Consider the following 25,563-nt stretch of genomic DNA (forward strand, 5'->3'; position numbering starts at 1 on the left):
TTATTTACAAACTGTAATTAGAACTAAAATGTATTGGATGTCTCTTCTGAGGAAGAGTAGAATACTTTATGAATGTCCTATTAAAAAATAAATTTACAGGTATTGCAATGACTGATGATGATAATAATTCGATTGAATTTAGGGTTGTACATAAAAGAAGAAATAGAATTGAGAGTAAAGATGATCCACATCAATGCAAGACAATTGTAAAGATTGAACCCCATTATATGCAGAAATTTGGAATAAAAGAAGGAGAAATAGTCAAGATAAGTGGAAACACCAAAAGTACTGCGGCAATATGCTTACCAATGTCTGATTTGGATTTTGATGAGGTGGATTTGCCTGAAATGGAAGTAGAGTTTTTGAATAACCCTGACAAGAAAGCACCACATTATCCAAAAATTATCCTTTATGGTCCGGTATCGTGTAACGTGGATATCCCAAGGGATTGGCAAAGAACAGTCAGACTTGAAAAATTCTCCGAATTACATACAAGATCAGAATGTATTCCGGATGCAGAACTTGTAACCTTGGCTACTATGGATATAGCTGAAAAAATGATGTCTGGGTATCGCTCAAATCTGGATTATTCTGAAATCACAGGTTTTGTAGTGATCCCTGATGATAGAATCAATATTCCATTCCAAAATGAATGGCTTGAAAAAAAACAAGAAGAGATGCAGGAAAAAGAACGTAAAGATGGATATACAAATATGGAACGACGTAAATCCAACCATTCTCGTTCGCATAGGCCTCCATTCCCAAATTCATTTCAATCAGTAGTACTTGATGTAAAACCTGAAGGAAAACCTTTCTGGATTATCACTGAAAACACAAAGTTTGAGTTTCAAGATACAGATATTGCCCAAATTCTTAATCCATACAGGTTAACGCCAAAAAAACTTGTCAACGTAATTTCAATATCAAAACAAATTTCTGTTGAGGACACCGAGTTTACTATCCCATCGCTAGAAGTATACTCCAACATGATGAAACTTATTTGGTATTCGCACCAACGCAAAAAAATTCCTGAATCTGATTTTACAGATGTCTACAAGCTGAATAGGATGCATAGGTTGTATAATGACCATCCTAGATTGATTATTACATTAAAAGATGATTTGGGAAACCAATATGTCAGTACAAGTGAAAGTGGAGGTGGTGGCGGTTCAAGCGGACCGGATCCTACTACGCGAGAGATTGTTTCTGATTTTTCATGGTACAGTATCTTTTTACCAACTCTGAATACAAATGCAAAAGAAATCATTGTGACTATCAAAGAGATACAATGGATACGACAAAACAGAGCAATTATGGATGCACCACCATCCCCAAGAGAGCCTCCACACATGACGCCTATGGAAAAACAATTTCCTCCAAAGATGGTGATTGCAGAAGGACCCTGGACATTTAACATTCCAGTCCATTGGCAAACCAAACCATCATCTAATGAGATGTGAGTTCGTCCTTGTTTGTTTTGATTATTTATGGTATTATCGGATATTTGTTTTTCAAATATTTGTGGCCAATGCTAAATAATAATAATCCGGAAAAAAATCCAAAAGAACTGTACACATTCTATGACAAACATCCAAAACTTTTGGTACTGACAATAATTTTTGCTTTACTTGGAATTAATGAGGCCATTAATATGATTGGAGGAATTTTTGAATTTGTTTTTATTACATGTTATCCTGATTCAGGAACAATTAGTATCTCTTGTTGGATAAAAGATGGTTTGGGATTTGTCTAGTTTATGAACAAAAAGGACATGTACGTGATATTTGTATTGCAGTATGTGAGTTTGACTAAATGAAAACTAAATTTTTGATGATTATTGCAGTTCTCGTTGTACTGTTTCCCTTGATTCCTCTTGTTCAATTTTACATCGATAATCAAGTAATGGCAGATGTTATGACCACAAGTAGTAGTATTGTTTTGTTGACATCATTTGTTTTTTCTATGTTTTCTTGGTCTTTACTTGCATGGGCATCAAAGAGTATCAAAATAGTGGGAATTCCTTTGAGCATAATTTCAAGTATGGTTTTGATGATTCCGTTTTATGATGTTTTGGGACCAATGGCTGCAGTTGTAATTGGAATAGTTGCAGGACTTGTAGCATACATGATTCAAAAATATTTGAAGAATACTGATAACAAATCCCTGATGATTGCTATGGGCATTGTTGTGGCAACCTATCTTGTTTTATCTGTGATGCTATTCTTAATCTCCCCTGTATCGCATGTTTGGGATACTGGATACGGTGGAGGGGTAGTGGATCTGGATCCTAATTTAGCACCCAGTTTTTCACAAGATTTTATTTGGTACAAATTTCTAACTCCGCTAACTCTCCCCATACTTGTTATATCCTCATTGTTTATTGGAACATTTGCTATTCTAAAACTCAAAAAAATTTCTAGTAAACCCTACATTTCTTTAGAATTTGCTGGCCTGCTGTTATTTTTTGGCGTATCAAACCTTGTTTCGTCTTTAGGATTTTTACCAATAATTATATCACAACCTGAACAAATTAGATCATACATTTTTGAGCAAATTTTTGTTGCCTTGTGGGTGCCTACAGTTACACTGTCTATTGCAGGAATTTTATTGTATAGATCTTCAGTCATTAGGATGTTGATTAGAAAATGAAAACTAGACTTTGGATGACTATTGTAGCAATATCTGCAATCATAATAATTGGTGGAATCACGTTTGCATCAAATGTCCTCTTTGACCTAAACGCGTCTCAACACATACAAAAAATAGACTCGTATATCCTAGAGAAGATAGATAGTGCCCCCGGACTTGAGACCAGAATAAATGAACTTCATATATGCCAGAAATTACATCTCTATGGGGTTATCTTGTCAGCAGAAGACTATTCCAACTATGACAATGGCAAGTCTGAAGAACCATACTCTGAGGAACAACTAACTGGAACAGAAAAGTTCATGGATCTGCACCGATTTAACAACAAAGTTTCTGATGATCTGAATTGCGGAGAAATACGCCACGAATGGGAAATTGACGAGTTTTCCAAATTTCAGGCAAATCTGCTTGACTCTAATTTTGATTCAGATGAAAACTATTCTTTTCTTTATGGCAATTCAAAAATACAGTCAGTTGAGGTAATAATTCCTCTGGGTGCGGTAATTGAAGGAAACATGTCACTGATTCCAGAGGAAGTTACAGTTGTGTTGGGAATAAACAACACCGTAACCTGGACTAATCATGACGATACTGCTCATGGCATAACAAGTGACAATGGAGGCGATGATTTCTGGGGAAGTAAAGGTTCACTCCGACCTGGAGACTCATTTTCTGTGACATTTTACAGTGCGGGAATCTATGAATATTATGGGCAGCCGCATCCTTGGATAACAGGCAAAGTAATAGTCTTGGAGAATTAGAAAATGAAAACTAGACTTTTGATTTTACTTGCAATTGGGGCAATCGGATTCTCTGTAAACGTATTTGCAGACTGTGCTCCTGCAACTCTACAGCACCATTATGATTCATCTGATGCTGTTTTTCATGGAACACTGATTTCAGCACAGTATGATGTAGGCAAATCAAGCCCGACATCGTGGACATTTGCCATACAAGAATCATTCAAGGGAATAGATTCCAAGAAAGTGATTGTAAATAATGCAGACAAGTATGGTGAACAATTCAAACAGGGGCTGGATTACCTAGTTTTTGCAGAGTACAACCAACAGCAATTGGAACTGCATCTGTGTAATTTTCAATATTATGCGTTTCCTACAATAGTGGAAATGGTGTCACAACTAGATGAGCCAAGTAATCCATATGGAGACATTCTTCAAAACCAACTTGATCAACATCTGACAGAGATAGAAAAAATAAAACTTGAAAAACGTTCCGAGAATTTTGCCAAAGAAAGGCAAAAAGAACGTGACAGATTATTTGGTCAGGCTATGCTGATTGGAATACCTTCAGCAATTGGAATCGGAGTGGCAGTAATGTGGGTTAAAACAATGAGGGTAAAATGAAAGCAAGACTTTTGATAATGTCTTTGATTGCATTATTGTCATTGTTTGGATTTGTCAATAATGCCCAGGCTCTCTCCTGTGCATTGCCCCAACTAGGTGAAGAATATGACGAGTCTGATTATGTTTTACATGGCAAAGTACTGGAAAAAGACTATTACGCTTGGGATTCCAGAATGCCTGTAGTAACATTTGAAGTGTTAGAATAATGAGAAAAAGAAAAAAAGAATAGGAAAATACTATCCTAGTCTATAGATATTTTTGAATATCTGTTTTGCATTATCAGCAGCAACAATCTTTTTGAAAGTTTTTGTTTGTTCTTTCTTTATTGAATCAAAACTACTATTCTGTAGTTTTTGTGATTCATCAATCATTTTCATTTTTGTTTTATTGCCAAATGATTTTGGCGATAGTTTTTCGGAATTATCTGCTTTTAGTGCATATGCATCTTGCAATACTGGAGATAGTACACCAGTTGCCAAGATTGCCATCAACGAGATTGCTAAAATTGTATTCATTTTGTTCTTTCACCTTCTCTTATTCTACTAAGCATAATCGTCAATGCAATCACTCGTGACAAGACATGATAATCCTGCAAAATCAGACAGAATCTTTTCCCTGATTAGAAGAGTATTTTCAACATCACTTCTAACCAGAGTTAATTTTTGGTTTGGTTTTTGTTCATATTTGTACTTGATTACAGTTGACATGACATGTAATAGTATGGAATGTATATCACAATACCCCATCATTTGTGGTATGCCTTAATTGAAGTTCCTTTGGATTAAATTTCTAGATTTTGATTGATTTTTACTGATCTTTTCAATATGACTAGGATCATTTTTTAATTTTTTTTAGATTCAATTCCACGTGGGTTTAGCCACTAAATTGGGGATGAAAATGGACACAGATGGGCGGAGTACATTAGTTCCGTATACTATATAGAAAATGCAACACAGGTTTACGCAAATGCGAGACCTATGTTGATCAGCTTGAATGCAGTATCAGCAGACACGCATATTGGGGAGTTGTCAACATATTTGAAAAGCAACTCATATCCAGATTTGCAATAGTTTTCATCATAGACACTATCCTGTGAAGTCACATCAATCTCAACGTCTGCTATTTGCGAAACAGAATCAATCTCAGAGCCAACAGAAACAATCGCCCTAAAGTTTCCAATCTCACTTGGAATCCACGACAGTCCGACATTAAGCGTCTGGTCCGGATTTAATGAGCCACCCATCCACTTTGCAGGCTGAACGACATTGTTTGCATCATTTTTTATTTCAACCATGTATACAAAATCCTGTATCTCATCGTTATGATTTGTAATGTCTGCAGATACCTGTAAAACCTGATCAGACTTTATCTCATCAAATTTTTGTCCAATTGAATTTACCAATCCAATGTTATCTAGACGTATTTCATCGGATTGTTCTTGGTCTAAGAAAGACACCTTAACAGGAGATGCAAACGTTTCCTCAGAAATGGTTTCAACTACAGGATCGGATTCCAGGTAATCCCAATCAACGTAAAGATCAGTGTTTTTCTCATATCCTTTGACTATTTTTGATATGGAGTCTTTTAGTTCCAATTCAATAGAGTGTAATGCTTTTAGTTTTTCATCCAGTATTTTGTCTTCAACAATAGCAAAGTCGTTTCTTATTTCAGAAATTGCCTGAGTCAGTTCATTTTTGGAGATATTTTTGCCACCCCTATAGTCATTGATGAGTTCATGTGTCTTTTGTTTTGACAGTAATTGTTCGTTTTCAAGTTGGGCATTGTATTCTGTCTCCAGATTCTTCTTTTGGAGGTCATATTCGGCGTTTAGTCTCAGGATCTTTTGGTTTATCGCGTATATTTCATCATCAATGATTTTCTTCTTGTCCTTGTTAAGAGCATATTCTGCAAGCGTATGTATTTCTGCAGTGTTATTTTCTGTCATTTTCTGTGCAACAGACTCCAAAACACATTGGTATTCTGAAGATAGAAGACTATATACTACAACATTCCCTGTATCACATTTTGTTTCAGGGTTTGTCTCTATATCTGAAATAGAATCATTGTTTGAAATGTTTTCATCATGAAATATTATTCCACTTATTCTGTTTTCAGCCCATTTTTTTGCAACGGATTCATCAATGCATGAAAACGTCTGGGATACTATTCTGGAAACTAACACAAATCCATCATCACATGACGTGTCTGCATCGATTTGTGAGTTGGATTCAGAGGATGTTGATTCATCAGAGTTTGCCAAAATATAGTTTGGCTGCAATTTATAGTCAGAATAAAATTCAGACAGTTTTGATTTGATTGCAGGCGATATGTGGATTTGTCCCGTAGAGTTGAATACTTGCTGCTCGTCATAGTCTGCAAGATTATGTTTTACATTAAATTGTGCATTCATTTCTATTAGCTCAATTTTTGGAGCAGATGCCATGTCATGATACGCTTTTTTTGCCTCTTCCATAGTTCCGCCATCCATCAAAACTTGGTTCATGGCACTTCGTCCTGCAAGGACTTTTTGTTCCTTGAATTCAAACTGATCCCAAAAGACTCCTTGGACGTAATCAGGTCTTTTGCTTACAAAATTGTCAAAGGCATTTCTGGAGGAGTGTCTTTCCCATAATCTTTCCCATTCTTTGAGATCCTGCGTTAGACGATCAATTGATACTTGGCGCATATGTTCCAGTTGTTCTTGGGCTTGGTTTTTCTCGTATTCTTTTTGTTCAAATTCCTCAATCATCTTTTTGGTCTGTTCAATCTTTTTTAGAATATCCTGTGCCAGTGGATCATTTTGTAGGTTTTTTGACAGTGTTGTCTGTCCATCTATGTTGGATTGCTGGGCATGTGCATAATTTCCAGCAAACAAAAGTGTGATTGAGACTGCAAATATTGTTAAAATCATAAATTTTGTATTCGTTACATGTTGCCTCTCAGGCCCATCTGTAAAGCCATGACCCATACAACGACTAAGATACTACAGATAATAAAGATTAGGGTACTAATGATTATAACTTTAATGAATAACATATTAACTAATATAGTTTTGATTAGCCTGATAGGCAAGTGCAAAAATAAATGAAGACACTAGATCTCAAAGACAGTATAGGGTTAATGATGAAACGATCGGCCAAATCATGGGAAAGGGCAACGGACATAGAGATGACTGAGCGATTTAGCCTAACTGGTGGGGAATGGAAGACAATTGCAGGACTCTCAATCAAAGAAGGAATTACGCAAAGGCAGCTTGCAGACATGATGTTTGTAGAGGCACCAACACTGGTCCCAATAATTGACAGGTTGGAAAAAAGCGGATACATCATACGAAAAAATGATCCTAAAGACAGAAGAAACAATTTGGTTTTTCTAACAAAAAAAGCAAAGAAAGCAACAGATTCGATAATTGATTGCATAGCAGAGATGCGAGATATTGGATTGGACAAAATATCCAAGAAAGACATGGAAATTACAAAAAAAACATTGATGCGAATTAATGCAAATGCTGATGAATTTATCGTAAGAAAAGGTGAGAAGACAGAGCCCGATGTTTGGACAAATCCACAAAACAAATCACAAAAAACTCTTGTAAAGGTATGATTTTACAAAAAACAACACATTTAGAATAAATTTTTGTTTTAAATCAGAAAAAAATCATCATGCATTTTCGCCAGTTGTCTGTGTTTTCCACATGAACCCTTCTCTTTGGCGATTGTTCAGTGACCGTAGGAAATCTAATCTGGACTGGAATAATATACATCATGTTTGCATTCATCATTCAACTACTCATCCGAAATTCATTCCAAGGAGAAAATATAATGATGTCAAAATTCAGGGAACATGCAAAAGAATCAGGAAGAAGTAAAGGCGAAAAAGTCACCAATATAATTCTCAAAAATTTAGTTTTCGTTTTATTGTTTATTCATTCAAGCAATCATATCTTCAACAACTTGTTGGAACACACCATATGGTTGAGCCCCAGAAATAGGGATTGCATTTCCAGAAGATCCAATCACTATAAAGGAAGGAGTAGAACGAGCACCAGAATCCCTTGCAATTTTTGTATTATCGTTTACTCTTTTTTCATACTTACCTGAATCAAGGCATTTAGAAAACTGAGACACATCCATACCATCAATACCAGATACCAATAATTTGAGATTATTTTGATTTGTCCATCCGCTGTTTTCATGTCCTTGGTTTGCATACAAATAATCATGGTATTTCCAATACAGACCTTGTTCATCAGCACAGTAACTTCCAGCATGGGCTTTGATAGAATCAACCCCAATTATTGCAAGATCCACATATATCAGATTTGCTTTGCCTGTTTCAATAAGATTTTTCACAACGGCAGGTTTTGTTTGTGTATTCCATTTTTTACAAAATGGGCATTGATAATCTCCAAATTCAACAATAGTTACAGGAGCGTCAGAGGATCCAAGCATAGGAGAGCCATTTCGGGTATCAAGAGACAAATGTGTACTCTGAGAATCATTAGCTTTCATTACATCAGGATTCAGAGAAGCAATAGATATCCCACCAATAATTGCTGCCACAATCACACCAATCACTATGAATTTAGTTTTAGAATTGCTAGATGAGTGTGATTTTCGATTTCTCTTAGTCATGTGAATGATTTTTCTAACATGTTTAAAAGAATTTATCAAAATTCAATTCCATTTATTTTTCAAAATCCTATTAAAATTTTTTCCAAATGAAATTGCGTTTACGAATCAAGTTCATTCAAATTTTGACTATCAATTTTTTGATGAGTTTGAACCAGAGTTTGTGTTGTTCGTAGTAAGCGATAATTCAGATTTAGGCAAAGTGATCTCAAAAGCAGTACCTTTTCCAACGGCGGTGTCAAATAAAATATCTCCCCCATGTTGTTCAATGATTGATTTACAACTTGGCAAACCTAATCCAGTTCCAATCTGCCTTGTGGTGAAAAGAGGATCAAAAATTTTAGAAGTTAATTCATCAGGAATTCCAGGTCCAGAATCTTTGACTCTTATTTTGGCGTGAGAGTCATTTTCATCCAATGTTATAACAACAGTTCCCGTACCATTCATTGCCTGAATTGCGTTTAGAATTAGATTAGCAAATACGTTTTCCATTTTAATTCTATCACAACTAACCATACAATCATTTTTGGGTAACTGTATGATTACGTTTTCAGAATCTATCATATCTGACAGTACAGATTCAAATATATTTTGCATTGAATGCTCATCAAGATTCAAAGATGCAGGATTCACAAATTCAAATACTTGAGTTATTTGATGATCCATTCGTAATACAGAACGATTAATTGCTTGAAATAAATTCAAATTTTGTTGAGTTAAACATGGATTTTTTATTTTTAATATTTCAACAGAATTTTTAATTACACTCAAAGGGTTTTTCAAATCATGAGCAATTCTAACAGATAATTCACCCATAATTTCCTGTCGTTTTCTTTTTAGGTTTTTGAATTCTTTTTTCAATTGTGTAATTTCAGTAATGTCTTGAATTGCAGTATTACTTCCAACAAGCACACCATTATCATAAAGATTATTTGCACTAAATAATCCCAGAAATTTCTCTCCATTTCTTTTTCTTAACCACATTTCTTTATTGGAATAAGATTTCCCAGACTTCCATGTGTTGAACATTTCAGTCATTTCATCAAGGCTTTCTATAGCAGTATGAGCAAAAATATTTTGTCCAATAATTTCTTCTTTTGAATATCCTGTTGCGGTAGAATATGCCTTATTGCAGTTAATTATCTCGCCTTTCACATTTATGGTTCTAAAAAGTATGAGAGAGTTTTCATATAATTCACGATAAATATCTAAATTATTTGCATTATCAAAAGAATTAAATTTTTCAGGCATAGTTTTTGTTAAAAAAAACAATATCTAACAAGGTGTATTTTTGAATCAATCAAGCTATGAATCCCACATTATATTAGAGAATTTGGAAAATCATGGAATCTGCAGGTAACTGATTCAAACAACTGACAAACCCGTTTAACATATGGTTTGTTGGGCTTGGTTAGAAGATATAATTACTCATCAATCCGCGGTAAATTCGTGAACAAAACATACGTCCTTGCAGGTGCCGGTATCATAGCTGGAATTTTTGTTATTGCCGCAATCGCTCTCCAGGGCTCTACCATGACCACAGCCACAACGTTGAAGGAGATCATACAAAACAAGGACTGTCGCGGGATGGAAGCGTGGGAAGAGGTGCACAGCTTTGAGGACGATCTGAGTCTTACTGATGAGCAAAGATCAGAGGGCGTAAAACTGTCCATGAAATGCATGGACGATGCAAAGAAGAGCGCGTTTGAATCGCCATAATTCCCATCACAGTATTTTTTGTTGCGGATTTTATCTTTGGCATAAAGCAGGATCTGTCTTATTCTGTTTTGGTCTCGTGTGTTAATTTTGATATTTTTTGATTTGTTTTTCTCACTAGTCTGATATTATTCTAGCCTGAACTTTGGAATATGTTTTGATATATGAAATGAGAAATAGATGCAAAACATCAGAAGAATTAATCAATAACTACTTTTGATTTCATACAGTATGGGATATTTTGTATTATTGTTATCTATGTGTCTTGTTACAAATTCTGTATTTGCTTCAAGTTATGCACAGTCTGACGAATTTAGATTTGTAAATCTGGATGATTCGTTTTTGTTGGGGGAAGAATTCTCAATTGTTTTTAAAAAAATGACACGTCAACCATGTCCGTCGTATGATGTCATCTTGATGAAAGAAGGAATTTCAGGCTCAAAAATCACTTACAGCAGACAACCATTATGTGCTGTATCTGGATTAGTTGAACCATATCTTTTTAGTGACACATTTGAAAAATTAGTATTCTTTGACAGTATCGGAACATACTCAATCAAAGTTGTACTGGATGACAAAATAATCGATAAAAAAATAAAAATCACTAATTCTGAATACTATTCTTCTATTCATCCACCACTAAAACAAATCAACTCCGGAATTGCCTTGTTTGATGTAAAGTGCAGTGAGGAGAAACATCTGGTTTACAAATACGATCGAATGAGAGCCGCTTGTGTTAATGGTGAAACTGAAACTGAATTGATTAATCGAGGATGGGCATTGCTGAGGTTAGGTTTTCCAGATTATGCCCGTGCTGATCTCTCTTCATCATTATGCGGCAATTATGGAGGTAAATGGCATCCGGAGTATGATGGTTGCAGAGGAGACATTACTGATTTGCAGTGTTCGTTAATGGGAGGGGGGTTTGTATATGATCTCAAAATTTGTTATGATGGAATCTGTCCTGTTGATAAGACATACACATTATGTGTAACAAACCTTGATTTGGTTTCTGGGGAAACAGAAAATGAAAACTAGATTCAAAATTCCATCATACAAGACAAATATTTTGTTTGTACTTAATGCGGTAATAGTCGGCATTCTAAGCATTGGTGTATCTTATTTTACGCTGATTCCACTAGTCATGTTTGATAGAAATATTTCTGATATAGTAAGAATGTCCACACAAAATTATGCAATGATTGGCTTGTGGATAATTTATTTTGCAAACATTATCTGCTTACCGATAAATCTAAAAAAGACACACACAAATTGGAAACTCGGATACATCATATTTCTAATTGGTATTGTGATTTTTGTAATTTACATTACAGGCGTATTTGATTGTTGGGAAGCAATGTTAGCTAAATTCTTTGGGATGGATTACAATGACAGATTAGGTGTTTGAATGAAAACTAGGCTATTGATAATCATAATTCCTATACTTACAGTCTTTTTCATTGTTGGATGGAATGGGGTGGAAGTGGAAGAAACTATAACAAAAGAACAATGCAGTATTGATTATGATTACTATTATGTAGAGCCTGTAATTAAGAATGCATTGGAATGTAACAATCCTTTTGTAACTGTAGAGCCATGTGGAACTGATTCAAGATTGAGACAACACAATGTACAAGTGGATATAATTCAGTGTCTTTGCAAGGATATCGCAAAAAATGATTCTACCATAACTGATTATTATAATAACGAGTTTGATAGATACTACGAGAATGAAATTCCATCAAATGATTCAGAGTTTGTCTGTAAAGACGGAGCAAAATCATTTTTTAGATTATAGTGTTAATGGAGAATTAGAAAATGAAAACTAAATACAAAATAACAATTCTTGGAATTTTGTGTTTTATTGGAATCAATTGTGCCATCAGTCCCTTTTTCTGTCAAGGTTTTGATGTGTTACCTGCGGATAATCCGATAATCCCTTGCTTTTCTATGCCGATAGTAATGTCAATTTTGATATTTTTTGATTTGATTTTTTCATTAATCTGAACTTATTTCTAAAACGAATCCTCTTCTAAAATCTACTTTCAGTACATTTGATCTTTGCATGAAAGATTGTTTGGTTTGATTGAGACATTGGTGCTTCGGATTTATTTTTAGAATACAAAGCATTCCATGATGTACTGTCTGATTGTCCCATGTGTGCAACTGCACTATCTTTGTTTAAAAAAGCAAAAGTTGGCAGCATCATATTTTCTTCCAAGACACATATGATGAAAACTTCTTCAAACTTTTTATTTTGATAATCCATCAATGGAACATTTACTCCCGGCATAGGGATTGATGGTTTTTTGCCTTGTACTAGTTCATTACTCAGAATATCATCAATAATCACTTCTTTGGTTTCAGGATTGAAGAATATGAAGTACATAAGAAAAATAAAAAATATTATTATAAAAATATGACAAAACAAACGATATGGGCTAGATTAAAGTAGAACACTTTATGAACATCATGCAAGTCGACTAATATGTGAAGTATCATAAAATTACCGTCATCCTTATCGCAGTAGTTGTAATATTTGGATTTGTCATACCTTTTGTTACAGTTGCACACTGTGATTCCATTCAAGTTTTTGATGAGACTTGTTTTAGATTTGGTGGTTCATCCACAGACTTTATCCAACTTGCAGGTGCTGAGATTTACTATGATTACTTGATTTACCACATGAATCCCCATCTAATAGCAAATCCAAACGTCGATGACAAAGTTTTCAGCATATCTGGAGACATCCCAAAAGAGTTTTCCAACAGCATCCGACTGAAATATGATGATATGCTCATCCGTCTTCAACCAGAACCGAGATCAGTGATGATCAATCTTGTGCACAATTCAACTGTAGTAGTTCTTAACGAATCAAATTTGAGTTACAATGTTCTGTCAAGGAATTTTGGAAATTCTCAGATGTTTGGAACAGTAGAACCGAATAGCTTTTGGATTGGTAATTTCACCAACGTAGGAGTATACACATATCAATTAGAGCCAATAAGTGAACATGATTCTAGGGCAACATCATTTAGGGTACTTGTAATTGACGAGCCCATTGAAAATATCCCAAAATCAATCCGATACAACATTGCCTGCCAACTTTTTGAAATTGACCATAAAAAATACCCGTACTCCACTGGAAGGAGCTGTGGAGGTTCTCACAGCGAATCAATATCAATTGATCTCCATAAATCATTGAGAGGAGCAAGTTCTGAATTCAAGCAGGAGTTCCTTGATAAAATATCTCAGGATGCCGGATTTTTAGAACCAGAAATCACATTTGATTATGATGAGAACAGAGGTTACTGGAGCATACCAATCCCATTGCTGATAATGGAGGTTTTTCGTACATCATGATAGACGAATATAATGCCAATACTCAGATACTTCTTCTTGCAATTTACCTAGTCATTCCGTCTGTTTTAGCTGGAGTGTTTCTGTACAAACTAAAGAAGACAACTCCTGACAGGCGATTCATAATTGCAGGATTGGCAGGAATTGCAGCGTCTTCACTGTTGTTTTTTGGATCTTCACTTGCCTTGGTTTCTGATGTTTGCTGTGAGATGGACATGGATAATCTGAACAAAGTATTTTTTCAATCATTGAGATTTCTGTCAACTCCATTTGCTTTTATCTCCACATGCTTTTTCTATAGGGGATTGTCTGAAGGATTTAACCGAAAATACATTATTGAGACATCCGTTCTGTTGATTTTGATTTGGATGATGCTGTTATTCATGTAGATGATTTTAATAGATATATAAAAAATGTATAAAAGAACTGTTGGAAAAAATCCAAATGGTATGGAAAATGAAAACTAGATATAAAATCGTAATTCTGATTTCTATAATTCTTATAGTTTGGATAGGTGTTACTGTACCCGGATTGTGTATTTTTGTTGATGGTTCAACTCCTAATTGGTTAGGTTCTCATGGAGGTTGTGGTCCATACGTGACATATGAAATTCAAAGATATTTTGGAATTCTTTGGTATGATTGATAGAAAATGAATAAAATAATTCTGTCTGTATTGGAGTGTTTTTTCTAGCCGTAAGTATTTTGTCTGTAACTATACCTGTTGGATTTGAATAGTTCAAACCTATTGTGATTTGTACATACAATAGAATGTTTTATCAACTTCATAATGAGATTTCATTATGTGTTTCTGGATGATAAAGGATACATAAAGAAAAGATGGATGAGCGTAATTGCATTATCAACCGTAATTATTCCAATAGTTGGGTTGATTCTTTGGGTCATGGCTTTTCCCATTCCTTAAGAGAACAAACCTTGCATGGATTAACTACTAAAGATTAGAACAACTTATGAGTATAATGTACCAAGTTTGATTAATGCAAGTGTATGTTCATAAAGAGATCCATGCATTTGAATATGTCTCTTTTACTGAATTTAAAAATGAAAATGAATTAGATTTTTGCTGTGAGAAACTAAAGAAATACGTTTCAAGTGTAAATGCTTGGGGTGGAAAAATTGGAAAATTCTGTATTGTTGAAAAAGATGTTCTTACGCCGATTGACCATTGTCCTTTTTGTGGTGAGAAAATAGAGTACATTTTTGTGGAGTGAAAATGAAAACTAGAATTTTGATAATTTCTGTATTTATGATGAGTTTTATAGGAACTGCTCACGCATCAATTTCAATCACTCCGTTTGATTTAGAGATTACAAGTGATGACTTTTACGAGGCATATCCAAACTATTATCCTCATTTGATAATGAAGAGAGGGGATTCACAACAAATTACAATACAAGTTACAAACAACGATTCCACTGAACACATAATCAATCTATACATGGCAAAAGAAACTCCGCGACCTGACCGTAATTTTGTTTTTGAGCCAAGCCAACTACGATTAGAATCTGGTGAATCTGCAACTTCTACTCTTACTGTAAGTGCAAGTCCTGACGCAAATACTGGAACAACAATACTACACACACTAATAGCACAAAGCACTTCTTTTGGTGCCAAGTCATTTGCGTTTTATGTTGAAATAACTAAGCAAATCACTCCTCCCTACAATGAGAAGGGATTTTGTGTTAGATGACTTTTTTGTTTTGTTTGGTTGTCCTTTGATTGCAGACCTGATGGTACTATCTTGAAAATTGCATTAATACTAAGTAGACCTTTTCCACTAGTATCTTTCAAGAATGGAAATCATGTTTCCAGCAACCCTAGTTTTTCCATATGCTGGGTTTGATTTTTCTAAAATCTGTCTTGTTTCTGATCATTGCTATAATTGCAAGAATTATTCCTGCTGAACCCATGGATATGCCAAATACTGCCAAATCATAACTATCTTCTCCAGTTTCCATGTTTTCTGAGCCTGATTTCATCGCTAATACCTCCTTTTGCATAAAGGAAATAGCATTTTTCATAGAAGATATTTCAGAGTTTGATGTCTGTGAATTACTTTGAGGGAAGTCAAGAATTGCAGTAGATTCTACATCTTCAATAGGAATCTGCACGTCTATGTCTATTCCGTTAATCTCTCCTTTGATATCCATAATTATTGAGCCTGTTTTTGTTGGAATAACAGGGGAATAATAATATCCAGGCCTAGGATCTGAATTGATATCGATTTTTTTGGTGGCACCTCCATACATTGCAGTAGCTTCTAAATCTTTGAATGCACTTGTAATTCCTGTATACATGCCTTCTCTATCTCCAAGTTCAACAATTTTAAAAACAAAATCATTTCTAATTCCTACAACAGGGGGTTCAATTCCCCAACCTACGTCAATTTTGATATTCTCTACATTAACTGAAGTATGTGCTGATGCAGGTATAGCTCCAATACAAAGAAACATGAACAACATTACAGTTGCGACCAAACCAAAGCCGCTTTGGGTATTGGAACTATTTTTGAGGGAAAAAAATTCAACCTTCATCAACACATAATATTATACTACTTTTCACAATTAAACAACCAAGACCTTTTCCAAATGTGGTTGTCATGCACGGAAATTGTTTCTGGATATTATATCTTACATTCACCTACATTAAGTGAGGAAAAATGTACAAAGAAAAACAACAAGAAGGAAAATTATCGCGACGCGTACTTTTGTCTGCAATGATTGCAGGAATTGCAGTTGCCGTAGTTTTCACTATAACCCCGTGGAACTATATTCCTACTGAGGTTACTGAAGATGTAATTGTCATTGCAAACATGGAATATGGTTGTGTTGGAGAATCCCGATACGGAATGAGTGTTGTTGTGCCTGATTGCAGTGCACAAGTTGGTGATACAGTATCTGCCACATTTAACGTTCCATCGGGAATAGTAAATGGCTATTGGACAGAACTTGAACAAAGACAAAACCCAATGGTAGACACATGGGATAGAAACGTTGAAGGATCAGGTTTCTCCCCATAATTTTTTTATTTTAAAAAATTAAACTCGCTTGATTAATTTCTTCATGGCAAGAGATTTTTTAGGTATTGGTTTTTCATTTGCATATCCTATTGGTAAAATTACTACTGGTCTTAGTGTAGTTTTGAGAATTTCTGAAACTGCCTTTTCTTTAAAATGCCCAACCCACACACTTGATAATCCTAATGAGGTTGCTGCTAATTGAGCATATGATGCTGCAATAGTGGCGTCTTGGACTGAAAGAAGGTTTTTTCCACGATTCCCCATGAATTTTATTCTTTTAGCATCAGCACAAAACACTAGAACTAGACTTGAATTAACATATTCTTGACCATATGTGGCATTCACTAGTTTCTCTTTTTTATTTTGATTATCAACTACTATAATTTGATAATTCTGTAGCCCTTTTGCAGAAGGGCTCATCAGAACAGTTTTCAAAATTTTCTGAATCTTTGATTTCTGTATAGTTTTGTTTGTAAATGATCTAATTGAACGTCTCTTCTCAACTGTTTTAAAAAAAGACATTGTCTGTTTTTCCTATCTTATTTTGTAGATTCTATAACTTTGATTAGACCATCTTCGATAGATTCACCTGAAATTTTGAAATTATCATTTGATGCCATTGAAAGTAAAGAAGTCGGTCTTGCCAAACTGATAAAATTCTCATTATTTTTTTGATATACTGCAATAGTGCATGGAAGTAACAACCCTAAATCTGGATTTGCCTCAAGTACCTGCTTTGCAAGATGAGGATTACACACTTCCATTAGTCTGTAATCCTCTGCAAATTCTAGTCCTTTATCTGATAGAATTTTTTTAAAATCTAATATTTCTAAAACCCCAAATCCTATTTCTTTTAGGTTGTGAGTAAGATCAGTAATGGTACCATCAATGCTTTTTTCTGTTTTTACTGTATGTGTGAAACTCATTACTGTTATTTCTCAATTAAATAATATATACACAAATACGATTTCCACGTTTGGTAATTATTTGTGGAAAATGTATTCTGATATAATAATCCGATTTTAAATACTAACTTCATGCAACCAAAAAACATTGGAATTATTGTATCTGTAATAATTGGAATTACAATAATTGGTACAGTAACTATAGACCAAAATTTTACCACCACAAGTGTTGACAAACATGCTGTAAGTTCTGAAATAGTTACTGGCTTACTAGAAAATAAAGAACATGTTCTGATAGTAGATATTAGAACTGCCGAAGAGTATCAATCTGGACATTTGGAAGATGCCTCACATGATGTCTTAGATTTTGCAACTTTGGACAAACGAGTAAAAACAATCCAAAATAGATTACCTGATGTGGCTTCAAGATTCAATCTTGTCTTAATTGACCAAGATGGTTCACAAGCAAAAAAAGCAGCAAAATCCATGACTGAGATGGGAATACAAACTTTCTATCTGGAGGGTGGAATGAACAATATATCTGAAAATATTATATCTCGTTCCCAAACGGCGATTGATTCAGAAGAATTGATAGAAAAACTAGCCAACAATGAAGATTTGTATTTGCTTGATGTAAGAGAACCTGATGAACTGTTGGAATCAAAGATTGATGGTGCAGTAAATATTCCTCTTGCAGAAATATTCCAACCAAACGGAATGGATTCCATCCCAACTGATAAACCAGTAGTAGTTATCTGCGGCTCAGGTAACAGGGCAACAATAGCAACTTATGCACTAGCACAAGAAGGAATTGACTTTCAAGTTCTAGAAGGCGGAATGAAAGCATGGAACTCTCAAATTCAACCAGGAATGTAAATTCCATGATTTTTTCTTTTTTAAAATCAGGATTATATTGTATGAAAACTAAGAGTTTTTAGAATGGCTGATTTTAAAATTCTAGGAAGAGATTCGAATCTGAGAAAATATATTCTCAAGGCATTGTCTGATGATTATTCAAGATCTATAATGAATTACACAATAGAACAACCAAAATCTGTAGTTGATATTGTAAAAGGTTGTGATATTCCGATGACTACTGCATATAGACGAGTTAATGAATTAGAAGAAAATAAAATTCTCAAAGTTACAGGCTCTGTTGTTACTGATGATGGCAAAAAATATTTTCTATACCAAAATCGATTAAAATCCATCTATGTGATATTTGGATTAGAAGAATTAGATGTTCAAATTGTAGAAAATAAAGGAATGGGTACTAGTGCTTACTGGTAATTATCTATTCTTTTAATTTTTGAATTTCCATTTCTTGCTTTTGTTCTTAATTTGATTCTACAACATGGACATCTATATCCTTCAACACTCATAAAAATACCACAAAAAGTACATCGTTTTTGCCCTTCTTCATATTTTAATTTCATTGATGTTCCAATACTTTTGAAATCTTGACAAATTCCTCTACATGTCGCTGCCATTATTATTCAAAACTCCATAACGAATTACAACATTTGCAGAGTACTCGTGATTGATTTACGTGTATTTTGTGGCTATTACACACAATACATTTTCTTGTTAATTTTGCATGAAATTTGAAATTTTTAGCAAATTCTGTGTTTCCTAATTGTAATCTCATGGTAGCACTATGGCTTTAGGATATAATACAAAAGTAGACAATTTCCGAAAACGATTACCAATCCTGAAAATCAGGTACGGAAAATGTCTGTGAATATTATATGATAAAAATCATATCAATTTTTCATGAACAAACAACTTACAGTAGCATTCAGTATAGCAATACTGCTTACAGTTACTGTTGTAGCATCTGTTGATCTTTTACAGACAGCTGACGCTGCAAAAGCAAAAGGAACAACCACTCAAAAATATGGGTCTGCAACCAAATCCCAAGTTTGTGGAGATAAACTATGTTCTGAAGTAGATCAATCAGAATCCTCTAAAACCAAGCACGGTGAATCCTCACATGAAGACAAAGGAAAACACGGTGAATCCTCACATGAAGACAAAGGAAAACACGGTGAATTCTCACATGAAGACAAAGGAAAACACGGTGAATTCTCACATGAAGACAAAGGAAAACACGGTGAATCCTTACATGACGGAAAAAACAAGATGAAGGAAAGACATCTTCAATTGTTAGAACAAATGAAATCTATGAGTAAAATGGAGATGATTGATTCAATGAAGTCTATGATGTCTGAACACCATGATCAGAAAATTGAAAAGATGAGTCAAATGGATGGTCCAGAACTTCTAAAACACATAGAGAAAATGCTCGATAAAATGAGCAAAGATGATCATTCTGATATGGATGATACACACCATGAAGATGAACTAACAAAATTCCAAACTGCAGAACTCCTTTCTGAACAACATCTAAAAACATTTGATGAATTGGATTTTGATGTGTTTACAAACCAGAAATGGGACAGATTGCATGAAAGCCACTCAAGTGATATTGTTGTACACTGGCCTGATAGTCGTACTACTACTGGAATAGAACCACACATTGAAGATTTGAAAGCAATGTTTGTTTGGGCCCCTGATACTAGAATAGAACAACATCCTATCAAGATTGCATCTGGACCTTGGACAAGTGTGATTGGTGTAATTGAGGGAACCTTTACTGAACCTATGCAATTACCTGATGGAACTATTGTTCAGCCCACTGGAAAATCCTACAAGCTTAACATGGCTACCGTTGGTTACTGGGAAAATGGCGTCATGACTGAGGAGTACCTATTCTGGGATAATCTGGAATTCATGAAGCAAATAGGATTGGCATAGTATTCTTCTTCTTTTATTTCATTTAGTGAAATTATTTGAAAGCATTCCTAATTTCTTTGATATTTCCTCAACTATGACTCTGTCATGCATATGAAAAATAAAAGCCAGAAGAGTGGTAATTCTACTCTGCTCTATTTTTTACGACATTTTTCATTGTCATTATCATACTAAAATGATGAAATAATTTCAAATTTCTTAGAGGTGATTTTTTATATTTAATCAATTCTGAGATTCTATCTAACTTTGCTTCTGCTTTTTTAAGAATAATGGAATGGTCTCTGCAGAGATTTCCTAGTTTTCTCATTACTTACTGTTCTTTGGATGGGGGAATGTCCTACACATGTAAATTTTCCTTCCAGAGCAAGGAAACAAACAGTTTAAAAAATAAATAAGATTCTAAAAAAATGGTTATGGATGTCTTACTGCGGCATTCATCCTGTCTTTGATCTTCACATCATATTCTACCATGATTCTATCGTTTGGTTTTGCATCACCACAAACATCACCTGCAGGAATCATAAAATTATCATCTGTGTGAATGTAACATTTGCCATCCGAGTTTGATACTACTCTTACTTCTTCTGTGATATATTCTGGAATTAGATTCCAAAATGGCCAAACTGCAGTTGCAAAAACCACTGCTATCAATACAAAGACAATAACATACAATTTCTTAGGGGAACCCCCTTCTTTGTTTTGACTCATGGAACAATTATTGATTATTTGAATATAAGACTCTCATACATAATCCATAAGTGATTATCATAAATGAAAATCATATTTTTAATACCTCGAATGACATTTTATTTCATTTACATCCAAATAGATAAAACGTTAAACTCATGGGTAGATTCATGAAATCTCTGATTGAAAATTTTTTACAGCAATAATTCTCAATTAATTTTTAAGTAATGATAATAGGAATCTTGTATGGAAAAAATTAAAACAATTCTTGTTCCCATGGATGGTTCAAAGAATTCGTTTAAAGCATTAACCAAGGCAATTTTCCTTGCAAAAAAGTGCAATTCCTCGATAACTACTATGTTTGTTTTACGTACTGCTTTTGATAATCCGAATATGATTTACGTCCCACAAACACAAAATGAGTTAAAAAAAGTGGAAAAATTTCTTGAGACTGCAAAAAACCAGGTAATAAAAAATTCAATTAAATTCAAAAAGGAAATTGTATTTGGACATGAGGCAAAAGAAATTATTGATTTTGCTCAAAAAAATAAATTTGATCTTGTTGTTATTGGTGCAAGAGGACGCGGTAAATTAAAACAAATGCTTCTTGGTAGCGTATCAAACAGTATTGTGCAGAGCTCAAAGGTGCCTGTACTGGTAATCAAGTAGTTTTATCAAAATAGAATTTAGATTATTTTGTAACGATTTTGACTAGCAATAACTCCTTTACAAGTATGATGAGATTCGAATAAACTTGAGTCCATCTTACTTTAACTGTTTCATAATGGGTATCAATTCCATCAATTTTCACTAGTATTTTTCATCATTTTTTCTATTTTTTTCTCTTCTTCAAACATTGTTTTTTCAAATTCCTCTCTTAATTTATCACACTTTGTTCGTTTGTCACCTTCATTCATTTTTGAAAATTTGATACTTCTAAATTCATTAACAATGGAAGATATTTTTTCATTTGTTTCAATCATTATATCGTCAATTTGTTTTTGTGATTTTATATCCATGGTTTTAAATCGTTTTCCTCATAGTTAAATCAGTCTAAAGTTATCATACTTGAAAATAATCTGTCCGTCTAACCACAACCAATTTTTTGAAAACATTTTGTCTTGTCTAAGATGATTTTAAACATTTATGATTTTAATTGTTATTTTTAAAATCAGATAAAAGAACATGTTTTTCAGATTTGAAAAATGAACTACTAAATTAAATATTAAATTATTGAATTGTTATGATGGCAAATTTCAAAAGAATCAAAGAGGAATTAGACAAAAGTGGTGAACTCATGTTAAAATTGGGTTCAGGAGAAAAACTGGAACTTCACAAACACAACGTATCCTTTGATGAATCCTCACAAGAAATCAAAGTCGATGCAGCTACTGAGACATATTGGATTTCAGCAGATTCTGTAGCATATTATTGGATTCATAGAGAAGGTATAGAAAAGAAATAATCATCACTATAATGCCCAAAGTCAGGTTTCCTTAATTTTTTTTTAAAAAAAATAAAAAAATGCTAGTAGTCTAGCACTACGTCTACTTCAGATAGGATTTTCTGAATTTTTGGCATGTATGGATGTGGATCAATTTCTACGCCTCTTACTAGGTTGTTTACATCAAAACTTGCAACACAGTGCTCACATGCAATGACTCGTCCCCCACCATTCAAGAATTCCTTTAATGCTGCGTGTTGAACAGTAAGTGCAACTGGTCTGTCTTCATCAGCAATTCTGACTCCGTCAACATCAAGAAAAACAATTACATTTTTTCCAGCATCTTGGAATGCTTTTGCATGCTGTATTCCCATCATTGCAGAATGTCGTTCATGTTGACTGTCTGGGTTTCCACTAGTGATATGTACAACATAGAGTCGATCATCATATCCAGTACTCAACCCCATTCGTGCTCTTTCATCTTCCAATCCTAACTCTGTAGAACTTTGAGCACCTATGAGGCCCTCTGCTTGATAATTTCCATACTGAACAGATATAGCTGCAACAATCAAAAGGGTTGCAAGAACTGTTCCAGTAATGGAATATTTTAGATTCGATTTCATTACAATCATGATGTGTAAAAACAATAAAACATCATATTATGATTTTCAAAACTGGAATTACTGATAACATCTTAGAATTTTGATGTTGGAAGTATTAATTTCAATTTTTGAGAATCATGCGTACTTTTTTAATTCAAATAAATAAAAAGTCATACATGACTTTTACAAATATTTTAGTTCCCTATGATGGAACAGGTTTTTCAAATAGGGCATTTAGAAAAGCATTAGATATTGCAAAAAGAGATGGATCAAAAATAACTATACTTACAGTCATCGAAGGGGAATATTCTGCTATAACCGGACACTCTGCAATCAATCCTCAAACAATAAAAAAACAACAACGTGTAGCTAAAAAATTAATTTACAAGCTTGAACAGGCAGCAAAGAAAAACGATGTCCTTCTATCTATAAAAATTAAACAAGGAACATCCATAGTCAAAGAAATTATCAATTTCACAAAATCGAAAAAAACTGATCTGATTGTTATGGGATCTCATGGACGAACAGGTTTGAATAAACTGATTCTTGGAAGTGTTGCAAATGGAGTAGTACAGCAAGCAAAATGTTCTGTAATGGTGGTAAAATAAATGACTTTTACAAATATTTTAGTTCCCTATGATGGGTCTACAAATGCAAATCGTGCGTTTAAAAAAGCCGCAGAAATTGCTAACCAACACAATTCCACTCTGGAAGTTGTTGCTTGTTTAGATATTAAAAATCTAGGTGGATGGTATATTGACAAACATTTAAACAAAAAAATTATGAAAGAAGCAAAAAAACTATTGGCAAAACTTTTCTGTCAATTAAAAGAAATTGCCAAAAGAAAATCAATACATATCAATACGGTAATGCTAGAGTCAAACAACACAGTCAAATCCCTCCTATCTTTTGCAAAATCCCAAAATATTGATCTTATTGTGATGGGTTCATCTGGAAGAGGGAAATTTGACAAAGTTTTGCTTGGCAGTGTAAGTAATGGAATGGTACAAAAAGCAAAATGCCCTGTTTTAATAATAAAATGATTGTAGTCAAATGATTGAACAAATTCTTGTTGCATTAGATGGCTCTAAACCCTCTATTCGAGCGTTAAGTTTTGCAATCAAGCTTGCAAAACTAACTGATGCATCCATAACTGGACTGTCTGTAGTTCAAGTATTCCCAACTGAAATGGGGCCTGTAAGAACCATGATTGGTAAGTCCATGAGTAAACATTACAAAGATTTCATGAGAATAGCAAAGGCAATGTGTACTAGAAAAGATGTAGATTTTATTGATGTGTTAGAATATGGTGAAGAGGGAAGCACAATTGTTTCTTTTGCACAAAAAAATAATTTTGATATGATTATTATTGGATCAAGAGGAATGAGTTCTATCAAGGAGATCTTTCTTGGTAGCACTTCAAACTATGTACTGCATTCATCAAAAACACCTGTTCTTATAATAAAATAGATTTTTCAAAATTAGCGTTAAGGATTTATGGAATTATTAATACTTAGATCTGGAATACATGATATTGTTTTTTAAGGTTTTTATGAAACAAGAATTGGTGATTCTCTTTCTTATGTTTCACCTTCCACAAAAATCAAATCAATAGAAATAGTGTGGGTTAAATAATTCTGGAAAAATCTTTGTTGTTAATGCCAACTTTGAGAATCTATCTATGGCTTTTTAAAGAAAATACTGTGATATGGTATATGACAAAAAATTGTAATTGTGAACATACTCATTGCCAGGGTAACAAGGGTGATCACAAACATGAGGGCGGAGAATGTATTCATCCTGACGGTACCCGCCATCCTATCCATGACAAGTCTTAAGAAAATTAAAATTAATGATAATCTTGAGATAGACACAACTGGAAATAAAATTGGTAACATTTGCCTCAATCGACTTTCCAAGAATTTTTTCACTAATGAATTCAAATCATATTTTATAAAATTTGAGAAAGGCTCTAAATCAAAAATTCACCTTCATGATTCTGATCAAATCATAATTGGAATGGAAGGTATTGGTCAAATAGAAATTTTGTCTAAGATAGGTAATCAAAATAAGTTTGAAATTAAAGAATCCTTGGAACTCAAAAAGGACGAAGCTGTTTTAATTCCGTCAGGTATTCCTCACTGGCATGGGGCAACAGATGATCACGCCTCTTCGCAACTGTCATTTATGAATAATGTTAAAACCCATTGGTTTTAATTTTGACGAGGACTTTGTAAATCAAATTCTAGGCAGTATAGACAAAGATTTAGAATTGATTGCCCTCGCCATAGTTCTATTAACAGAATTTTATTTAATACTGGTGTTGTTTTTCAAAAATGAAATTAAAAAAAT

At 33.9% G+C, this 25,563-nt stretch carries 39 protein-coding genes; 26 read left to right on the forward strand and 13 right to left on the reverse strand.

Going from position 1 to position 25,563, the window contains the following annotated elements; genetic code table 11:
- Positions 1 to 68: 68 nt before the first annotated feature.
- Genes ACW9W3_RS06380 through ACW9W3_RS06405 form a run of 6 tightly spaced genes read left to right on the forward strand, consistent with a single transcriptional unit; the run spans position 69 to position 4,219 of the window.
- On the forward strand, positions 69 to 1,460 hold the full coding sequence (locus ACW9W3_RS06380) for a hypothetical protein (protein ID WP_457765317.1): 1,392 nt from the start codon (positions 69 to 71) through the stop codon (positions 1,458 to 1,460).
- A gap of 17 nt (positions 1,461 to 1,477) precedes the next feature.
- Positions 1,478 to 1,753, forward strand: coding sequence for a hypothetical protein (locus tag ACW9W3_RS06385; protein ID WP_457765318.1), 276 nt, complete (start codon positions 1,478 to 1,480; stop codon positions 1,751 to 1,753).
- A gap of 59 nt (positions 1,754 to 1,812) precedes the next feature.
- The gene (locus ACW9W3_RS06390) at positions 1,813 to 2,649 is read left to right on the forward strand and encodes a hypothetical protein (RefSeq protein ID WP_457765319.1); all 837 of its coding nucleotides are present in this window, start codon (positions 1,813 to 1,815) and stop codon (positions 2,647 to 2,649) included.
- Positions 2,646 to 3,410: a cupredoxin domain-containing protein gene (locus ACW9W3_RS06395; RefSeq protein ID WP_457765320.1), complete on the forward strand. Its 765-nt coding sequence runs from the start codon at positions 2,646 to 2,648 to the stop codon at positions 3,408 to 3,410. Before ACW9W3_RS06390 ends, ACW9W3_RS06395 begins: the two co-directional genes overlap by 4 nt.
- A gap of 3 nt (positions 3,411 to 3,413) precedes the next feature.
- Entirely contained in the window at positions 3,414 to 4,013 is a 600-nt protein-coding gene (locus tag ACW9W3_RS06400; protein ID WP_457765321.1) for a hypothetical protein, read from the forward strand.
- A complete protein-coding gene (locus ACW9W3_RS06405; RefSeq protein ID WP_457765322.1) occupies positions 4,010 to 4,219 on the forward strand; it encodes a hypothetical protein in 210 nt (69 codons plus the stop codon). Before ACW9W3_RS06400 ends, ACW9W3_RS06405 begins: the two co-directional genes overlap by 4 nt.
- A gap of 30 nt (positions 4,220 to 4,249) precedes the next feature.
- On the opposite strand, the gene ACW9W3_RS06410 is transcribed toward ACW9W3_RS06405, so the two are convergent.
- The 3 genes from ACW9W3_RS06410 to ACW9W3_RS06420 form a co-directional block, all read right to left on the reverse strand.
- Positions 4,250 to 4,528, reverse strand: coding sequence for a hypothetical protein (locus ACW9W3_RS06410; RefSeq protein ID WP_457765323.1), 279 nt, complete (start codon positions 4,526 to 4,528; stop codon positions 4,250 to 4,252).
- A 27-nt stretch (positions 4,529 to 4,555) separates the two neighbouring features.
- Positions 4,556 to 4,720 (reverse strand): hypothetical protein, encoded by a 165-nt coding sequence (locus ACW9W3_RS06415; RefSeq protein ID WP_457765324.1) that lies wholly within the window; start codon positions 4,718 to 4,720, stop codon positions 4,556 to 4,558.
- Between the two features lie 251 nt (positions 4,721 to 4,971).
- A complete protein-coding gene (locus ACW9W3_RS06420; protein ID WP_457765325.1) occupies positions 4,972 to 6,981 on the reverse strand; it encodes a hypothetical protein in 2,010 nt (669 codons plus the stop codon).
- A gap of 116 nt (positions 6,982 to 7,097) precedes the next feature.
- Here ACW9W3_RS06420 and ACW9W3_RS06425 point away from each other — a divergent pair, with 116 nt between their 5' ends.
- Positions 7,098 to 7,616 carry a MarR family winged helix-turn-helix transcriptional regulator gene (locus ACW9W3_RS06425; protein ID WP_457765326.1) on the forward strand — a complete coding sequence of 173 codons (519 nt, stop codon included), beginning with the start codon at positions 7,098 to 7,100 and terminating at the stop codon, positions 7,614 to 7,616.
- Positions 7,617 to 7,942: 326 nt separating this feature from the next.
- On the opposite strand, the gene ACW9W3_RS06430 is transcribed toward ACW9W3_RS06425, so the two are convergent.
- Both ACW9W3_RS06430 and ACW9W3_RS06435 read right to left on the reverse strand, forming a co-directional pair.
- On the reverse strand, positions 7,943 to 8,647 hold the full coding sequence (locus ACW9W3_RS06430; RefSeq protein ID WP_457765327.1) for a DsbA family protein: 705 nt from the start codon (positions 8,645 to 8,647) through the stop codon (positions 7,943 to 7,945).
- A gap of 129 nt (positions 8,648 to 8,776) precedes the next feature.
- A complete protein-coding gene (locus tag ACW9W3_RS06435; RefSeq protein ID WP_457765328.1) occupies positions 8,777 to 9,895 on the reverse strand; it encodes a two-component system sensor histidine kinase NtrB in 1,119 nt (372 codons plus the stop codon).
- A 198-nt stretch (positions 9,896 to 10,093) separates the two neighbouring features.
- On the opposite strand from ACW9W3_RS06435, the gene ACW9W3_RS06440 reads away from it, so the two are divergent.
- From ACW9W3_RS06440 to ACW9W3_RS06455, 4 genes are all read left to right on the forward strand, one after another.
- Positions 10,094 to 10,363, forward strand: a complete 270-nt coding sequence (locus ACW9W3_RS06440) for a hypothetical protein (protein ID WP_457765329.1) — start codon at positions 10,094 to 10,096, stop codon at positions 10,361 to 10,363.
- Between the two features lie 228 nt (positions 10,364 to 10,591).
- Positions 10,592 to 11,398 carry a hypothetical protein gene (locus ACW9W3_RS06445; RefSeq protein WP_457765330.1) on the forward strand — a complete coding sequence of 269 codons (807 nt, stop codon included), beginning with the start codon at positions 10,592 to 10,594 and terminating at the stop codon, positions 11,396 to 11,398.
- Positions 11,388 to 11,768, forward strand: coding sequence for a hypothetical protein (locus ACW9W3_RS06450; protein WP_457765331.1), 381 nt, complete (start codon positions 11,388 to 11,390; stop codon positions 11,766 to 11,768). Before ACW9W3_RS06445 ends, ACW9W3_RS06450 begins: the two co-directional genes overlap by 11 nt.
- Positions 11,769 to 12,158, forward strand: a complete 390-nt coding sequence (locus ACW9W3_RS06455; RefSeq protein WP_457765332.1) for a hypothetical protein — start codon at positions 11,769 to 11,771, stop codon at positions 12,156 to 12,158.
- Positions 12,159 to 12,392: 234 nt separating this feature from the next.
- Here ACW9W3_RS06455 and ACW9W3_RS06460 read toward each other — a convergent pair whose 3' ends face one another.
- Entirely contained in the window at positions 12,393 to 12,749 is a 357-nt protein-coding gene (locus ACW9W3_RS06460; protein ID WP_457765333.1) for a hypothetical protein, read from the reverse strand.
- 101 nt (positions 12,750 to 12,850) lie between these two features.
- On the opposite strand from ACW9W3_RS06460, the gene ACW9W3_RS06465 reads away from it, so the two are divergent.
- From ACW9W3_RS06465 to ACW9W3_RS06485, 5 genes are all read left to right on the forward strand, one after another.
- Complete coding sequence (locus tag ACW9W3_RS06465) at positions 12,851 to 13,723, forward strand: hypothetical protein (protein ID WP_457765334.1); 873 nt, start codon at positions 12,851 to 12,853, stop codon at positions 13,721 to 13,723.
- Positions 13,720 to 14,109 (forward strand): hypothetical protein, encoded by a 390-nt coding sequence (locus ACW9W3_RS06470; RefSeq protein ID WP_457765335.1) that lies wholly within the window; start codon positions 13,720 to 13,722, stop codon positions 14,107 to 14,109. The genes ACW9W3_RS06465 and ACW9W3_RS06470 overlap by 4 nt, the downstream gene beginning before the upstream one ends.
- 67 nt (positions 14,110 to 14,176) lie before the next feature.
- Complete coding sequence (locus ACW9W3_RS06475) at positions 14,177 to 14,365, forward strand: hypothetical protein (protein WP_457765336.1); 189 nt, start codon at positions 14,177 to 14,179, stop codon at positions 14,363 to 14,365.
- Between the two features lie 352 nt (positions 14,366 to 14,717).
- Positions 14,718 to 14,951 carry a hypothetical protein gene (locus ACW9W3_RS06480; protein ID WP_457765337.1) on the forward strand — a complete coding sequence of 78 codons (234 nt, stop codon included), beginning with the start codon at positions 14,718 to 14,720 and terminating at the stop codon, positions 14,949 to 14,951.
- Positions 14,952 to 14,953: 2 nt separating this feature from the next.
- Positions 14,954 to 15,430, forward strand: coding sequence for a COG1470 family protein (locus ACW9W3_RS06485; RefSeq protein WP_457765338.1), 477 nt, complete (start codon positions 14,954 to 14,956; stop codon positions 15,428 to 15,430).
- 127 nt (positions 15,431 to 15,557) lie between these two features.
- Here ACW9W3_RS06485 and ACW9W3_RS06490 read toward each other — a convergent pair whose 3' ends face one another.
- Positions 15,558 to 16,217 carry a hypothetical protein gene (locus tag ACW9W3_RS06490; protein ID WP_457765339.1) on the reverse strand — a complete coding sequence of 220 codons (660 nt, stop codon included), beginning with the start codon at positions 16,215 to 16,217 and terminating at the stop codon, positions 15,558 to 15,560.
- A gap of 182 nt (positions 16,218 to 16,399) precedes the next feature.
- Between ACW9W3_RS06490 and ACW9W3_RS06495 the strand changes: the two genes are divergently transcribed.
- Positions 16,400 to 16,759 (forward strand): hypothetical protein, encoded by a 360-nt coding sequence (locus ACW9W3_RS06495; RefSeq protein WP_457765340.1) that lies wholly within the window; start codon positions 16,400 to 16,402, stop codon positions 16,757 to 16,759.
- Between the two features lie 18 nt (positions 16,760 to 16,777).
- Here ACW9W3_RS06495 and ACW9W3_RS06500 read toward each other — a convergent pair whose 3' ends face one another.
- Both ACW9W3_RS06500 and ACW9W3_RS06505 read right to left on the reverse strand, forming a co-directional pair.
- Entirely contained in the window at positions 16,778 to 17,281 is a 504-nt protein-coding gene (locus ACW9W3_RS06500) for a nitroreductase family protein (protein WP_457765341.1), read from the reverse strand.
- 17 nt (positions 17,282 to 17,298) lie between these two features.
- Positions 17,299 to 17,685, reverse strand: a complete 387-nt coding sequence (locus ACW9W3_RS06505) for a DUF302 domain-containing protein (RefSeq protein WP_457765342.1) — start codon at positions 17,683 to 17,685, stop codon at positions 17,299 to 17,301.
- Positions 17,686 to 17,796: 111 nt separating this feature from the next.
- Here ACW9W3_RS06505 and ACW9W3_RS06510 point away from each other — a divergent pair, with 111 nt between their 5' ends.
- Positions 17,797 to 18,540, forward strand: coding sequence for a rhodanese-like domain-containing protein (locus tag ACW9W3_RS06510; RefSeq protein WP_457765343.1), 744 nt, complete (start codon positions 17,797 to 17,799; stop codon positions 18,538 to 18,540).
- Positions 18,541 to 18,603: 63 nt separating this feature from the next.
- Complete coding sequence (locus ACW9W3_RS06515; protein WP_457765344.1) at positions 18,604 to 18,954, forward strand: winged helix-turn-helix domain-containing protein; 351 nt, start codon at positions 18,604 to 18,606, stop codon at positions 18,952 to 18,954.
- On the opposite strand, the gene ACW9W3_RS06520 is transcribed toward ACW9W3_RS06515, so the two are convergent.
- Positions 18,945 to 19,154, reverse strand: coding sequence for a hypothetical protein (locus ACW9W3_RS06520; RefSeq protein WP_457765345.1), 210 nt, complete (start codon positions 19,152 to 19,154; stop codon positions 18,945 to 18,947). The genes ACW9W3_RS06515 and ACW9W3_RS06520 overlap by 10 nt on opposite strands.
- 283 nt (positions 19,155 to 19,437) lie before the next feature.
- Between ACW9W3_RS06520 and ACW9W3_RS06525 the strand changes: the two genes are divergently transcribed.
- Positions 19,438 to 20,481 (forward strand): ester cyclase, encoded by a 1,044-nt coding sequence (locus ACW9W3_RS06525; protein WP_457765346.1) that lies wholly within the window; start codon positions 19,438 to 19,440, stop codon positions 20,479 to 20,481.
- 408 nt (positions 20,482 to 20,889) lie between these two features.
- Here the strand turns inward: ACW9W3_RS06525 and ACW9W3_RS06530 are convergent, their stop codons facing one another.
- A complete protein-coding gene (locus ACW9W3_RS06530) occupies positions 20,890 to 21,186 on the reverse strand; it encodes a hypothetical protein (RefSeq protein ID WP_457765347.1) in 297 nt (98 codons plus the stop codon).
- Between the two features lie 225 nt (positions 21,187 to 21,411).
- Between ACW9W3_RS06530 and ACW9W3_RS06535 the strand changes: the two genes are divergently transcribed.
- Positions 21,412 to 21,834 (forward strand): universal stress protein, encoded by a 423-nt coding sequence (locus ACW9W3_RS06535; protein WP_457765348.1) that lies wholly within the window; start codon positions 21,412 to 21,414, stop codon positions 21,832 to 21,834.
- Between the two features lie 131 nt (positions 21,835 to 21,965).
- Here ACW9W3_RS06535 and ACW9W3_RS06540 read toward each other — a convergent pair whose 3' ends face one another.
- On the reverse strand, positions 21,966 to 22,184 hold the full coding sequence (locus ACW9W3_RS06540; RefSeq protein WP_457765349.1) for a hypothetical protein: 219 nt from the start codon (positions 22,182 to 22,184) through the stop codon (positions 21,966 to 21,968).
- A gap of 224 nt (positions 22,185 to 22,408) precedes the next feature.
- Between ACW9W3_RS06540 and ACW9W3_RS06545 the strand changes: the two genes are divergently transcribed.
- Positions 22,409 to 22,630 (forward strand): hypothetical protein, encoded by a 222-nt coding sequence (locus ACW9W3_RS06545; protein WP_457765350.1) that lies wholly within the window; start codon positions 22,409 to 22,411, stop codon positions 22,628 to 22,630.
- A gap of 62 nt (positions 22,631 to 22,692) precedes the next feature.
- Here ACW9W3_RS06545 and ACW9W3_RS06550 read toward each other — a convergent pair whose 3' ends face one another.
- Positions 22,693 to 23,232: a hypothetical protein gene (locus ACW9W3_RS06550; protein WP_457765351.1), complete on the reverse strand. Its 540-nt coding sequence runs from the start codon at positions 23,230 to 23,232 to the stop codon at positions 22,693 to 22,695.
- Positions 23,233 to 23,387: 155 nt separating this feature from the next.
- On the opposite strand from ACW9W3_RS06550, the gene ACW9W3_RS06555 reads away from it, so the two are divergent.
- From ACW9W3_RS06555 to ACW9W3_RS06570, 4 genes are all read left to right on the forward strand, one after another.
- Entirely contained in the window at positions 23,388 to 23,819 is a 432-nt protein-coding gene (locus tag ACW9W3_RS06555) for a universal stress protein (protein ID WP_457765352.1), read from the forward strand.
- Entirely contained in the window at positions 23,820 to 24,254 is a 435-nt protein-coding gene (locus ACW9W3_RS06560) for a universal stress protein (protein ID WP_457765353.1), read from the forward strand. It abuts the gene before it with no gap.
- Between the two features lie 10 nt (positions 24,255 to 24,264).
- Positions 24,265 to 24,681 carry a universal stress protein gene (locus ACW9W3_RS06565; RefSeq protein WP_457765354.1) on the forward strand — a complete coding sequence of 139 codons (417 nt, stop codon included), beginning with the start codon at positions 24,265 to 24,267 and terminating at the stop codon, positions 24,679 to 24,681.
- 306 nt (positions 24,682 to 24,987) lie between these two features.
- Positions 24,988 to 25,428, forward strand: a complete 441-nt coding sequence (locus tag ACW9W3_RS06570) for a cupin domain-containing protein (RefSeq protein ID WP_457765355.1) — start codon at positions 24,988 to 24,990, stop codon at positions 25,426 to 25,428.
- Positions 25,429 to 25,563 lie beyond the last annotated feature (135 nt).

The sequence above is a fragment of the Candidatus Nitrosopumilus sp. bin_68KS genome, from assembly GCF_054095825.1.